16 protein-coding genes are annotated in these 12,368 nt (G+C 47.3%); all 16 read right to left on the bottom strand.

Features of this window, described 5'->3' with window-relative positions:
• Positions 1 to 3: 3 nt before the first annotated feature.
• Complete coding sequence (atpG, locus tag CXL14_RS05550) at positions 4 to 867, bottom strand: ATP synthase F1 subunit gamma (RefSeq protein WP_003151172.1); 864 nt, start codon at positions 865 to 867, stop codon at positions 4 to 6.
• A gap of 75 nt (positions 868 to 942) precedes the next feature.
• Positions 943 to 2,451 (bottom strand): F0F1 ATP synthase subunit alpha, encoded by a 1,509-nt coding sequence (gene atpA / locus CXL14_RS05545; RefSeq protein ID WP_053285343.1) that lies wholly within the window; start codon positions 2,449 to 2,451, stop codon positions 943 to 945.
• A gap of 16 nt (positions 2,452 to 2,467) precedes the next feature.
• Positions 2,468 to 3,013 (bottom strand): F0F1 ATP synthase subunit delta, encoded by a 546-nt coding sequence (locus tag CXL14_RS05540; protein WP_003151169.1) that lies wholly within the window; start codon positions 3,011 to 3,013, stop codon positions 2,468 to 2,470.
• Complete coding sequence (gene atpF / locus CXL14_RS05535; RefSeq protein WP_003151168.1) at positions 3,010 to 3,522, bottom strand: F0F1 ATP synthase subunit B; 513 nt, start codon at positions 3,520 to 3,522, stop codon at positions 3,010 to 3,012. Before atpF ends, CXL14_RS05540 begins: the two co-directional genes overlap by 4 nt.
• A 142-nt stretch (positions 3,523 to 3,664) precedes the next feature.
• Complete coding sequence (gene atpE, locus CXL14_RS05530) at positions 3,665 to 3,877, bottom strand: F0F1 ATP synthase subunit C (RefSeq protein WP_003151167.1); 213 nt, start codon at positions 3,875 to 3,877, stop codon at positions 3,665 to 3,667.
• A gap of 45 nt (positions 3,878 to 3,922) precedes the next feature.
• On the bottom strand, positions 3,923 to 4,657 hold the full coding sequence (gene atpB / locus CXL14_RS05525) for a F0F1 ATP synthase subunit A (protein ID WP_014419099.1): 735 nt from the start codon (positions 4,655 to 4,657) through the stop codon (positions 3,923 to 3,925).
• 7 nt (positions 4,658 to 4,664) lie between these two features.
• Entirely contained in the window at positions 4,665 to 5,048 is a 384-nt protein-coding gene (gene atpI, locus CXL14_RS05520) for an ATP synthase subunit I (protein ID WP_003151155.1), read from the bottom strand.
• A 419-nt stretch (positions 5,049 to 5,467) separates the two neighbouring features.
• Entirely contained in the window at positions 5,468 to 6,097 is a 630-nt protein-coding gene (gene upp / locus CXL14_RS05515) for a uracil phosphoribosyltransferase (protein WP_014419100.1), read from the bottom strand.
• A gap of 134 nt (positions 6,098 to 6,231) precedes the next feature.
• A complete protein-coding gene (glyA, locus tag CXL14_RS05510) occupies positions 6,232 to 7,479 on the bottom strand; it encodes a serine hydroxymethyltransferase (RefSeq protein ID WP_014419101.1) in 1,248 nt (415 codons plus the stop codon).
• A gap of 147 nt (positions 7,480 to 7,626) precedes the next feature.
• Positions 7,627 to 8,169 (bottom strand): TIGR01440 family protein, encoded by a 543-nt coding sequence (locus tag CXL14_RS05505; protein ID WP_007407598.1) that lies wholly within the window; start codon positions 8,167 to 8,169, stop codon positions 7,627 to 7,629.
• Between the two features lie 13 nt (positions 8,170 to 8,182).
• Complete coding sequence (gene rpiB, locus CXL14_RS05500; RefSeq protein WP_003151149.1) at positions 8,183 to 8,632, bottom strand: ribose 5-phosphate isomerase B; 450 nt, start codon at positions 8,630 to 8,632, stop codon at positions 8,183 to 8,185.
• Positions 8,633 to 8,765: 133 nt separating this feature from the next.
• Positions 8,766 to 9,221: a low molecular weight protein arginine phosphatase gene (locus tag CXL14_RS05495; protein WP_017418735.1), complete on the bottom strand. Its 456-nt coding sequence runs from the start codon at positions 9,219 to 9,221 to the stop codon at positions 8,766 to 8,768.
• A 73-nt stretch (positions 9,222 to 9,294) separates the two neighbouring features.
• Entirely contained in the window at positions 9,295 to 9,852 is a 558-nt protein-coding gene (locus CXL14_RS05490; protein WP_021494810.1) for a manganese efflux pump MntP, read from the bottom strand.
• A gap of 68 nt (positions 9,853 to 9,920) precedes the next feature.
• The gene (locus CXL14_RS05485) at positions 9,921 to 10,961 is read right to left on the bottom strand and encodes an L-threonylcarbamoyladenylate synthase (protein WP_053285342.1); all 1,041 of its coding nucleotides are present in this window, start codon (positions 10,959 to 10,961) and stop codon (positions 9,921 to 9,923) included.
• Between the two features lie 156 nt (positions 10,962 to 11,117).
• Positions 11,118 to 11,561, bottom strand: coding sequence for a GNAT family N-acetyltransferase (locus CXL14_RS05480; protein WP_007614382.1), 444 nt, complete (start codon positions 11,559 to 11,561; stop codon positions 11,118 to 11,120).
• Between the two features lie 70 nt (positions 11,562 to 11,631).
• Positions 11,632 to 12,312 (bottom strand): stage II sporulation protein R, encoded by a 681-nt coding sequence (gene spoIIR / locus CXL14_RS05475; RefSeq protein ID WP_014419106.1) that lies wholly within the window; start codon positions 12,310 to 12,312, stop codon positions 11,632 to 11,634.
• Positions 12,313 to 12,368: the final 56 nt, after the last annotated feature.

Genomic DNA, 12,368 nt, shown 5'->3' with positions numbered 1-12,368 from the left:
TTTCTATTCTAAAGCGGCTGCACCGCCGACAATTTCGGTAATTTCTTGTGTAATCGCCGCTTGACGCGCGCGGTTATATGAAAGCGAAAGTGAATCAATGAGTTCTTTCGCATTATCAGTCGCATTTTTCATTGCTGTCATTCTCGCAGCGTGTTCACTTGCTTTACTGTCAAGAAGCGCGCCGTAAATTAAGCTTTCCGCATATTGAGGAAGCAGCACTTCGAGCACCTCTTCTTCATCCGGTTCGAACTCGTAAGAAGCCGTGCGCTTCCCGCCGCTCGTTCCGAAATCCGTTAAAGGCAGCACTTTTTTCTCCGTCACTTCCTGTGAAATCGCACTGACGAAATGGTTATACACCAAATGCAGTTCATCAAAAGCGCCGTCGATAAACATTTGAACCGTCTGACGGGTCAAATCTTTAATCTGAGCAAAAGTGACCTCGTCGCCAAGCCCCACTAACTCAGACAAAATCGGCATTTCCCGTTTTTTGAAGAAATCGCGGCCGACTCTGCCGATTGCAATCACCGTATATTCATCTTTAGACTGATGGCGTTCTTGAATGGTGCGGTAAGCGTTTCGCAAAACCGAACTGTTAAACGCACCCGCAAGCCCGCGGTCAGACGTAATGACGAGATACGCCGTCTTTTTCACTTCTCTTGAGACAAGCATCGGGTGTTTCGCGTTTTTCGCGCCTTTTCCGACGTTAAACACAACCTCCTGGATCTTATCCATATACGGAGCAAATGACTTCGCGTTGGTTTCCGCACGGTTCAGCTTCGCAGCGGATACCATCTGCATGGCTTTTGTAATCTGGCTTGTTTTTTTCGTTGACGTGATCCTTGACTTAATATCGCGTAATGAGGCCAAAGATTTCACCACCTTTATTCTTCATTTGCGTAAAAAGAGAGAAAAAGAGAACCTTTTTCTCTCATCTTCTAAGGGTTAGTTGCTTGGTGCAAATGTGCGTTTGAAGCCTTCGATTGCAGCTTTGAAGTCTTCATCAGCAGGAAGGTTTCCTGTTTGCGCAATGCCGTCAAGCAGATCTTTATGGTTTTGATCAAGGTACATGTAGTACTCTTCTTCAAAACGTCTGATATCCGCAACCGGAATATCATCAAGATATCCTTTTGTCAGCGCATAAAGAATGGCTACCTGTTTTTCAACCGGAAGCGGTTTATTCAAGTCTTGCTTCAGCACTTCAACTGTACGCGCACCGCGGTTCAGTTTCGCCTGAGTCGCCTGGTCAAGATCAGATCCGAATTGGGCGAACGCTTCAAGTTCACGGTATGAAGCCAGGTCAAGACGCAATGTTCCCGCTACCTTTTTCATCGCTTTGATTTGGGCTGATCCGCCGACACGGGATACGGATAATCCGGCATTGATCGCAGGACGCACGCCTGAGAAGAATAGGTCGGATTGAAGGAAAATCTGTCCGTCAGTAATGGAAATGACGTTTGTCGGGATATAAGCGGAGATATCTCCTGCTTGTGTTTCGACGAACGGCAGCGCCGTAATTGATCCTGCGCCTTTAGCGTCACTCAGCTTGGCTGCGCGCTCAAGCAGACGGGAGTGAAGATAGAATACATCCCCAGGGAATGCTTCACGGCCCGGCGGACGGCGAAGAAGCAATGACAGCTCACGGTAAGCGGCCGCTTGTTTGGATAAATCATCATATACGACGAGAACGTGCTTGCCGTTGTACATGAATTCTTCACCCATTGTCACCCCTGCATACGGTGCAAGGTACAGAAGCGGAGCCGGCTGTGAAGCGGACGCCGTCACGACAATCGTGTAATCAAGCGCGCCATGCTTACGAAGTGTTTCCACTACGCCGCGCACTGTAGATTCTTTTTGACCGATCGCTACGTACACACAGATCATGTCTTGATCTTTTTGGTTTAAGATTGTATCAATCGCAACAGATGTTTTACCTGTCTGACGGTCCCCGATAATCAGCTCACGCTGTCCGCGGCCGATCGGAATTAACGCGTCGATCGCTTTGATACCCGTTTGCAGCGGCTCATGTACTGATTTACGGTCCATTACGCCTGGAGCCGGGCTTTCGATCGGACGTGTTTTGCTTGTCAGAATCGGACCCAGTCCGTCTACCGGCTGTCCGAGCGGGTTGACGATACGTCCGATTAATTCTTCACCTACAGGAACTTCCATGATGCGGCCCGTTCTTTTGACCTCATCACCTTCACGGATATCTCTGTAAGGTCCTAAGATAACGATACCTACGTTGGATTCTTCAAGGTTTTGAGCCATACCCAAAACGCCGTTTGAAAACTCAACAAGTTCACCGGCCATACAATTGTCAAGGCCGTGCACACGCGCAATACCGTCTCCGACTTGGATGACTGTACCTACGTCATGAACTTCAATTTCAGATTGGTAATTTTGAATTTGCTGCTTTATCAGCGTGCTAATCTCTTCAGCTTTGATGCTCACTTAGGTTTCACCCCTTCTATCGATTTCCTCCGGCAAGTTGACGTTCCATGCGCTCAAGCTTTCCGCTCACGCTTCCGTCATAAATCCGGTTTCCAATGCGGACTTTAATGCCGCCTATTAAATCCGTCTGCACTTCATTTCTGATTCTGAGCGAAGCGATTCCGGCTTTCTTTGCAAACACTTGAGACAATGATAACATTTCCGCTTCTGACAGCGGTTTTACTGAATAAACAACCGCGTCCTCTGTCTGACGGGCCTGATTGGCAAGTTTGATAAACTCGTCTGTGAGATCAGGCACAATCGAAGACCGGCGGCGGTCAATCAGAAGAAAAATCGTATGCAGCACAGACTCAGACAGTGCGCCGAACGATTGCTGAATCAGCTCTTTTTTCTTAGCGGCCGATACCTTCGGATGGCTTAACACTTCCTGTAATCCGGCTTCGTTCCGGAACACTTCTTTTAGTACGGTAAGCTCTTCTTCGATTTCATTGATTTGAGAAGTCTCAACGGCAATGTCGAAAAGCGCTGACGCGTATCGTTTAGAGACAGCAGATCCACTCATCGGCTTTCTCCTACCTCTTTAAGATAGTCCTGAATCAGTTGTTCCTGGGCTTGTTCATCAAGCTCTTTTTCAATCACTTTCGATGCGATTAAGACAGAAAGTGATGCGACTTGCTCGCGAAGTGCGGAAACCGCTTGTTCTTTTTCTTTGACAATTTCGGTTCTCGCCGCTTCTTTCAATCTTTCAGACTCGGCGCGTGCAGCCTGAATAATGTCTTCCTTCTGCTTTTCACCCAGTTTTTTCGCATTTTCAATGAGTGATTGTGATTCCTGTTTCGCTTCTTTTAAAAGAACGCGCTGCTCTTCAATCAGCTTCTGCGCTTCTTTATTTCTTTCTTCAGCGGACGTAATTTCGCCGGCGATATGATCTTCACGCTGTTTCATTATATTTAATAGCGGTCCAAGAGCGAATTTCTTGAGAAGCGCTAATAAAACTAACATAGCTAACAATTGGAATAGGATATCTCCGCCGTTAAACGACAGTCCTAATTCAAGAGGTAATTGAGACATCTACTACGGCAACTCCCTTCTGCAGGTTTTCTCTGCTGATAAAAAGCCGTTTCGGTACGGCCTGCTTATCAGACATAAAGCAATGGCGAAGGTTCTCTTAGAGTGATCTTCGCCATTTTTAGTTCATATAAGGCTTTTTTGCTTAGCCAAAGAACGCTAAGAACGCGATAACGACAGCGATAATCGGAAGGGCCTCAACCAATGCGATACCCATGAACATAAGAGTTCTAAGTTCTTTTCCTGCTTCCGGCTGACGGGCGATTCCCTCTACCGTACGTGAAACGATCAGACCGTTACCAATACCTGCACCAAGTGCACCTAAACCGATTGCAATTGCAGCTGCTATTAAATTCATGAAAAAGTTCCTCCTTTAAAATGTTATCCGAATGGATATATGATTTTAATGATCATGACTGATTTTGTGTGACATGTACACCATCGTCAGCATCGTAAAGATAAATGCCTGGATGGTACCGATGAACAAGCTGAATGCCTGCCATGCAAGCATCGGAAGAATGGCTCCGACTGTACCGACCAAACCGAGAAAGAAACTGTTTGAGTAGAAATTCGTCGCCAGATTCGCAAGCAGGCCAAGAAGAATTTCCCCGGCGAAAATGTTACCGTAAAGACGAAGTCCGAGTGTCAGCGTATTCGCAAACTCCTCAATGATCTTCATCGGGAACATAAGCGGAACCGGTCTGAGGTAATCCTTAGAGTATTCCTTCAAACCTTTCATCTTCACGCCGTAATAGTGCGTTAACGACACAACCATAACGGCTAGAGTCAGAGTAATAGCCGGATCGGCCGTCGGTGATTTCCACCAAAGCTCGTGTCCGACCGTTACAGAAAACGGCAGCCCCAGCATATTTGATACAAATATGTACATCAGCAAGGTTACACCAAGCGCCAAGAAGTTAGCCCCTGTTTTTAAATCCATTGTACTGCCTATAATATTGCGGACAAAATCAACAATCCATTCCATGAAGTTCTGGGCTTTTCCCGGACGGATAGACAGCGTTCTCGTAGTAAGAATCGCAATCAGCAGCACAATCACACTTGCCACAGTAATCATCAGAATGTTTGTCAGATTAAAAGTAAGACCAAACAAATCAATAGTTCTGTAATCGTGATTCAATGGGTTTTCACCTCTCTTCCATTGATGAACGTTTGAGCTGAATAATGGAATCTATCATAATGACGGGATAAATTGTCATTAATCCAATAATCACACTTGCCACACTGACTTTATCGGGATATTTAAAGGCGACAGCCATCGCAAGTATCGCATTGCACCAACGCGCTGCGCTCCCGAGTGATCGTATGGACTTTCCTTTCGCCACGGCCTTGTCAAAAGCATTCATTCTTCTGGTCAAGAGCCACAAATTAAACAAACTGAAAACAGTTCCCAAAAAGAGGCCTAAAAAAACAGTTTTATACGCCGTAAGACCATATCCCAGCAAATAGATTGCTAAGATTACAAATACATATCTTCGTTGTCTGCTGAATGTAAGATTGGGATCGTCCATCAACTATCTGTCTCCTGATGAAAATGTAATATAATTCCTGGATACGGCAAAACATGCGGTTAACCCTTTGCAGAAGGCCTTTTTTGTCCGCAAAACGGCCTGTTCGAAAAAACCACTCATCCTCCTGATGCCACGGGATGCTGTTTCATTCGCTTAGATAAATCCTCATATAACGGGTTTTTTGGAGGATTTAAAATGAGGATGGATACTAGAAATGAAAGGAATGAAAACCTTCTCATAATACCCTCGTTTAGCATACAATAGCCCCTAACATGTGTCAATCTGTTTAAAGTTAAAAAACTTTTTATACCGGAAGCATACACAGAATGTTCACAAATTCACCTATAAATGTATGAACTCTGCCCATTCAGCAAATATCTGGATAAAAAAAAGAAAACCCCTGAATGAGGTTTTCCGATTTATTTGGTTCCGTACAGTCTGTCACCCGCGTCACCGAGGCCCGGAACGATATAGCCTTTTTCATTCAGTTTTTCATCAAGGGCGGCGATATAAATATCAACGTCAGAATGATGTTTCATCAGCTCTTCCACGCCTTCCGGAGCCGCTACAAGACACATAAAACGAATGTTTCTCGCGCCGCGCTTTTTCAGGCTGTTTATCGCTTCCACCGCAGAGCCTCCCGTAGCAAGCATCGGATCCACGACAATAAATTCGCGTTCTTCTACATCAGAAGGAAGCTTGACATAGTATTCCACCGGTTTTAAGGTTTCCGGATCACGGTATAATCCGACATGTCCCACTTTAGCGGCCGGGATTAATTTCAGCATGCCGTCAACCATTCCGAGACCCGCTCTCAGGATCGGCACGATACCGAGTTTCTTCCCTGAAATCACTTTGGATGTCGCTGTTTGAACAGGTGTTTTCACTTCCACTTCTTTAAGAGGAAGATCACGTGTAATTTCAAACGCCATCAGTGATGCGACTTCGTCCACCAGGTCTCTGAAATCCTTTGTGCCTGTATTTTCATTCCGAATATATGTCAGCTTATGCTGGATTAAAGGATGATCAAATACGTAAACCTTTCCCATACTGTGTTCAGCTCCTTTTTTGTTGTCCGAGTGACTTTTTCACACTTCTATTGATTCTACAGAAAAAGACAAACAGTTTCAAGAAAATCATAAAAAAACCCGCCGGATTAAGGTTCCGGCGGGTTTCTTCCTTATTAATAGTCCAGTTCTTTATATAAAGGAAACTTTTCAGTCAAGGCAGATACGCGCTGTCTCGCTTCTTCAAGTTTTGCTTCGTCTTCATGATTTTTCAGCGCGAGGCCGATGATGGCGCCGACTTCTTCAAGCGCGTCACCGTCAAAGCCGCGGCTTGTCACAGCTGCCGTACCGAGACGGATTCCGCTTGTGACGAACGGTTTTTCCGGATCGTAAGGGATCGCGTTTTTATTAGATGTAATGCCGATTTCATCAAGAACGTGTTCAGCGACTTTTCCGGTCAGACCGAGAGAACGGAGGTCGACAAGCACAAGGTGGTTATCCGTTCCGCCTGATACGAGCTGAATGCCCTCTTTGTTCAGAGACTCAGCCAGGCGCTTCGCGTTCGAGATGACGTTTTGCGCATATGTTTTGAACTCATCTTCAAGCACTTCTCCGAAAGAAACGGCTTTGGCCGCGATGACATGCATAAGCGGTCCGCCTTGGATTCCCGGGAAAATGGATTTATCAATCTTTTTGCCGAACTCTTCACGGCAAAGGATCATTCCTCCGCGGGGTCCGCGAAGTGTTTTGTGAGTCGTGGTCGTTACAAAGTCAGCGTAAGGAACCGGATTCGGATGAAGACCGGCTGCGACAAGACCCGCGATATGCGCCATGTCGACCATGAAGTAAGCGCCGACTTCATCAGCGATTTCACGGAATTTTTTAAAGTCGATCGTGCGGGGGTACGCGCTCGCTCCGGCAACGATGAGTTTCGGCTTATGCGCCAGCGCTTTTTCACGCACATCTTCATAATCTATATATTGCGTGTCTTTATCGACACCGTATTCTACAAAGTTGTATTGAACGCCGCTGAAATTAACCGGGCTTCCGTGTGTTAAGTGGCCGCCGTGGGAGAGGTTCATCCCGAGCACCGTGTCGCCGTGCTCTAAAATCGTGAAGTAAACAGCCATGTTCGCCTGAGCGCCTGAGTGCGGCTGAACGTTTACATGCTCAGCTCCGAAAATCTCTTTCGCGCGGTCGCGGGCGATGTCCTCGACGACATCAACATGCTCACAGCCGCCGTAGTAGCGTTTGCCGGGGTAGCCTTCAGCATATTTGTTTGTTAAAACAGAGCCTTGTGCTTCCATTACCGCTTCCGTCACGAAGTTTTCAGAAGCAATTAATTCGATCTTAGTCTGTTGACGCTTACGCTCATCTTTGATGGCGTTAAACACTTGTTTGTCTTGTACAGGTAAATGTTTCATCAGCGAGATCCTCTCCTATCCGTTTCCTGTTCTTTATTTTTACCACCCTTATTGTACATGGTTTTTCAGGTGAATGTAACAGCTTATTTAAAAAAATCACAAAATTTAATTAGAAAACACGAACATTATATAGGAAAAGTATTTTCATCATTCGCATTCATAAACGGCGCGAATTCCGCCTATCAGCTTCGGCCTTGTCCGGGCCATTGTCACATGTGCTTCTCCAAGCTCACGGCTCGATATCCGGACAGGGACGGCAACGGGTTTCAGATGCATGCCGATGAACGTATCGCCGATGTCAATCCCGGCGTCAGCCTGAATCGATTCGGCGAGCACGGGAGAACGCATCTGCCGGTATGCATAAGAGGCCATCGCTCCGCCCGCTTTCGGGACGGGGACGGCTGAAACAATGGGGAGCCTGAACCGCTCGGCCGTTTCCGCTTCAATGACAAGCGCCCTGTTTAAATGCTCGCAGCATTGAAAAGCAAGATGCACACCCGTTTTTTCCTTAAACCGGTTAAGTCCGCCGTATATCAATTCAGCCCAATCCCCGCTTCCGGCGGTGCCGATCCGGCTTCCGGCGGCTTCACTTGTACTGCATCCGATCACCAGCAGACTGCCGTCCGTCAGTCCTGCCTGCTCTTGAAACTCAGTCAGCATGTCCGTCCATTTTTGCTTCATCTCTTCCATTGTCCAGCACCTCTTACAGATTTTTTTCTTCGTAATCTGCGATTTTGCCGATCCGCCGTTCGTGGCGGCCGCCCGTAAATTCAGTCGTCAGCCAGACTTTTGCGATTTCGCGCGCCAGCCCCGGGCCGATGACGCGTTCGCCCATCGCAAGAACATTCGTGTCATTGTGTTCACGCGTCGCTTTTGCGCTGAAGGTGTCATGGGCAAGCGCACAGCGTATGCCCTTTACCTTATTTGCGGAGATGCTCATGCCGATGCCTGTGCCGCAAATTAAAATTCCCCTGTCAGCTTCGCCGTTCACCACTTTTTCCGCTACCGGAAAAGCGTAGTCTGAATAATCGACAGAGCCGGCGCCGCATTCACAGCCCATATCAATGTATTCAATCTGCAATTCATCCAAAAGACTTTTTATTTCTTCGCGGATATGGACGCCGCCGTGATCTGACGCAATAGCTACTTTCATTCATTTACCTCCTAGGTGTGGCTGGGCGAAGACAGCCCAGTGTGCTTGTCCTTTTTATTACGAAATCCGTTGATTTCATTCTACTCTTTCACATTCGTTTTGCAAATGACCTGTTTGCAGATTTTCTGACAGATTACTTGCTTTTTCTGTCAAGCAATTGATCAGCCAAAAGGGTCAGCAGCTCCTCCAGTTCGTCCCGCGTCTGTTTATAAACATCAAGCGGACCGCCGAACGGGTCAGAGATATCGCCGTTTTCCCCCGTTACGTATTCTTTAATGGTAAAGACTTTGCCCTGACTGTTTTGATATCGGCCTTCAATCAGCTGTTTGTGCTGTTCAGTCATCGCCAGCACCAGATCAGCCGTCTCGATATGTTCTTCCGATAGGGGAGATGAACTGTGATTGAGAGCGATCCGTTTTTCAAACAGCGCTTCTACGGCATGGGCCGACGCTTTTCCGTGCGGAGACGCGAATACGCCGGCCGAGCTTACGCTGACATCCAGCCCTTTCGTTTCTGCAATGGATTTAAAAAGAGCCTCAGCCATAGGACTGCGGCACGTATTGCCTGTACATACAAAGATTATTTTCATGTCCGTCACCTCTTACTGCCTATTATAAATGAAGAAAAAAGAAACGGCATCTTCGTTTCTTTTTTTACGTATCTTATATCGGTAAAAGCAGTTTCAGCCCGAATCCGATCAAAATGGCTCCGCCAAGCGCTTCGCTGTAGGAGCCGAGCCACGACTGCACCTTTCTTCCAGCCAAAAGGCCCGCCCATGTTAAAACGGTGCTGAAGACACCGAACAGCGTAACGGCCAGAAACGGATTGGAGCCGTTCATCCCGAGACTGAGCCCGACAGAAAAGCTGTCCAGACTGACGCCGACCGCAAACAGCAACAGTCCCGAGCCTGCCGGAGATATGAGCGGCCCGTCTGATTGTTTAAACGCGGCAATGATCATCTGCACCCCTAAAATGAAGAGAAGAGATCCGCCGATGTAAACGGCGAGCATCCCCAGAAAACCGGACAGCAGATGCCCGGCCGCCATTCCCACAAGCGGCATCATGACATGAAACAGCCCGATGACAACCCCTATATGAAAAATCTGTTTTTTCTTCAGCTGAATCATTCCCATCCCGAGCCCGACGGAAAAGGCATCCGTCCCCAAAGCAAATGCCATGATGCTTAAGGAGACAAGTTCCCCGATGAATAGATTCGACATGAAATAAAAACCCCCTTGGACGTGCCCGCTTGTTTAGCTTATGCATGTCCGATAAGGGGTAGAACAAGTTAATGGATAACGGTGCCGCCTGCGGCTTTCATCAGCCTGTTCATAATGGCGAGCCCCACTCCGGTATCCGGAAAGGACTCAGAAATAATCATGTCCACTTCCGCTTCATCAAAGCTGCGGAGCGCATCGTATAAGGCGGACGCCACTGTTTCAAGGTCGGCGCGTCTGCCGCAGACCTTGATATAATCAGCCTGGTAACTATCGGCGTTCTCTTCTGTTGTCAGAATGCCGATTCGTTTCCCCCGGCTTTTATATGTGTCTGCCAGTTCTTGAATTCTCCGGGCGCCGCCGTCGGCAATAGCCATCGGTGCAGAAGGCGCGTAATGTGTATATTTCATACCCGGAGAAATAGGAACCTCATCTTCTTCGGTCAGCCCTTTATCCACAAGAACCGGACCGGCGGCGGATTCAATCTGCTCTTTTGTCACGCCGCCCGGACGAAGCAGCACGGGCTGTTTCCCCGTACAGGACAGAACGGTTGATTCCACTCCGATTCCCGTCGCGCCGCCGTCCACAATACCGGCAATGCGGCCGTTTAAATCATGAGCTACATGCTCGGCCTTCGTCGGGCTCGGTTTTCCTGATAAATTGGCGCTCGGCGCTGCGATCGGCAGTCCGGCCGAGCTGATGAGGGCTAATGCTGCCGGATGATCAGGCATTCTGACCGCTACCGTCTCAAGTCCCGCGGTGACACGGGGTGACAGCACACCGGGCTTACACGGCAGGACAAGGGTCAGTGCTCCCGGCCAGAATAGCTTCATAAGCTTTTTCGCCGTCTCAGGAATATGGCTGATAAAACGATCAAGCTGGCTGATATGGGATATATGCACAATCAGCGGGTTATCGCTCGGCCTTCCTTTCGCCTCATATATTTTCGTCACGGCTTCCGTATTTTCAGCGTTAGCGCCCAGTCCGTAAACGGTTTCTGTCGGAAAAGCCACAACCTCATTCTGCCGGAGCAATTCCGCGGCTTGTGTAATCTGGGGATCGGTTGTGGATAATTCTGCGGAACAATCCACAAACCATCTTCTTGTTTTCATGTATAACCAAACTCCTTATTTTAAAGCGGTAAAACTTTATTTTCTCTCGTGTATTCCTTTTGAAAGTATAAAAGATGTCCTTTAATAAAACAAGTGTTATCCACAAACTGTGGACAACACTTTTTAATAAGTGGATAACCTTGTGTATAAGTTAGATCAGGCAGAGGTTTTCACCATTAAAAACGAACCTTCTGTGCATAACGAATTGCGAAAATGTTCGGACGTATACAGTTCATCAGGCGCATCGGCGCACGCTTCAAATCCCATCACATTCAGAAACTCAGCAGATGAGGGCTGATTGGCGACTAAGTAGACATCTTGAATCTCATGTTTTTTGCACAGCACATCCATACTTTGAAACAGTGTAACGATATGGCTTTGATTCAGCCTGTCCGACATGACGAGTGAACGGAGAAGCCCTTTTCCGCCGCTGAATTTTTCGATCCCGAGACAGGCGGCAATCTTTTTTTCACTGTCTTCCAGCACGATAAAACGGCTGATCTGCTGATCGATTTCCGCATGTGCCGTATCAGCCTTTTTCAAAAAGGCCTCCAGCGCCTCCGTATCTTGATCTCTTGCCACTCTCAGCTGATAAAACATATATTTCCCTCCGTTTCGATCAACTCTTTCTTCCAATCTATGAATCGAATCCGGATTTATGCCTTTTGCTTCAGGAAAATAGATCTGAAATCCAATCGACGAGGAAAAACTTCACTTCCGTATCATCGTCATCTTTCTTTTCTTTCTTCGCTTTATCAGCCTTTGCTTTTACGTCATCCAGCACTTTTTTAGTCTGTTTCTGCGTTTCTTCCTGCTTCTGTCCGCCGTCTTCCTGATCTTTCACCGCTTCGCCGTTTGAGAAATCAAGGAAGCACAGCGGCGGAAACAAGACGCACCACCAGTTGGCGCCCTCGCCATTGCCGAGTGTAATTAAAATCGCTTCATATTTTCCGGCCGGATAGACCATATTGCCGTACAGCTTTGTCGGAAACGAGATTTTATTGAATTGAACTGAAACGGATTGATGCGCACCCTTTTCTTTCATCGTTTGTTTGGCGATTTCTTTAATTTCAGGAAGCTTCGAACGAATGAGCCGCCGCGCTTCTTCAATGGAAGTGATATCTTTCACCCAGTCCGTGATTTGCTTGTTTACAGCATCTCTGATCTGGCGCTTGAGCTTTTGATCCTCATCGTTATCACTGTTGGCCAAAATTCTGAGCCGGATCGCTTCATCCGGTATGACGACGGGCTCATCGGCTGATGCCCGCGCCGTTTCTTCTTTTGTCAAACCCGCAAGCGCTCCTGATAATAAAAGAAAAATATATATGCAGATCATCATTGTCTGTTTCATCGGTCCCCACCGTTCCTCTCCGTGCTTTTTTTATCTAGTCCCATTATGGACATGAC

This window comes from Bacillus sp. SJ-10, from assembly GCF_002843505.1.
Taxonomy (GTDB): Bacteria; Bacillota; Bacilli; order Bacillales; family Bacillaceae; genus Bacillus; species Bacillus velezensis.
The sequence above is the reverse complement of the archived record's forward strand: the minus strand, read 5'-3'. Positions and strand labels throughout refer to the sequence as shown.

Coding starts and splice junctions, on each gene's coding strand:
- rpiB (WP_003151149.1), bottom strand. CDS start 8,632: ATGAAAGTAGCTATTGCGTCAGATCACGGCGGCGTCCATATCCGCGAA.
- upp (WP_014419100.1), bottom strand. CDS start 6,097: ATGGGAAAGGTTTACGTATTTGATCATCCTTTAATCCAGCATAAGCTG.
- CXL14_RS05540 (WP_003151169.1), bottom strand. CDS start 3,013: ATGAGTGGATCTGCTGTCTCTAAACGATACGCGTCAGCGCTTTTCGAC.
- atpF (WP_003151168.1), bottom strand. CDS start 3,522: ATGTCTCAATTACCTCTTGAATTAGGACTGTCGTTTAACGGCGGAGAT.
- atpE (WP_003151167.1), bottom strand. CDS start 3,877: ATGAATTTAATAGCAGCTGCAATTGCAATCGGTTTAGGTGCACTTGGT.
- glyA (WP_014419101.1), bottom strand. CDS start 7,479: ATGAAACATTTACCTGTACAAGACAAACAAGTGTTTAACGCCATCAAA.
- CXL14_RS05495 (WP_017418735.1), bottom strand. CDS start 9,221: ATGAAAATAATCTTTGTATGTACAGGCAATACGTGCCGCAGTCCTATG.
- CXL14_RS05505 (WP_007407598.1), bottom strand. CDS start 8,169: ATGGAAGAGATGAAGCAAAAATGGACGGACATGCTGACTGAGTTTCAA.
- CXL14_RS05480 (WP_007614382.1), bottom strand. CDS start 11,561: ATGTTTTATCAGCTGAGAGTGGCAAGAGATCAAGATACGGAGGCGCTG.
- spoIIR (WP_014419106.1), bottom strand. CDS start 12,312: ATGAAACAGACAATGATGATCTGCATATATATTTTTCTTTTATTATCA.
- CXL14_RS05485 (WP_053285342.1), bottom strand. CDS start 10,961: ATGAAAACAAGAAGATGGTTTGTGGATTGTTCCGCAGAATTATCCACA.
- CXL14_RS05490 (WP_021494810.1), bottom strand. CDS start 9,852: ATGTCGAATCTATTCATCGGGGAACTTGTCTCCTTAAGCATCATGGCA.
- atpI (WP_003151155.1), bottom strand. CDS start 5,048: ATGGACGATCCCAATCTTACATTCAGCAGACAACGAAGATATGTATTT.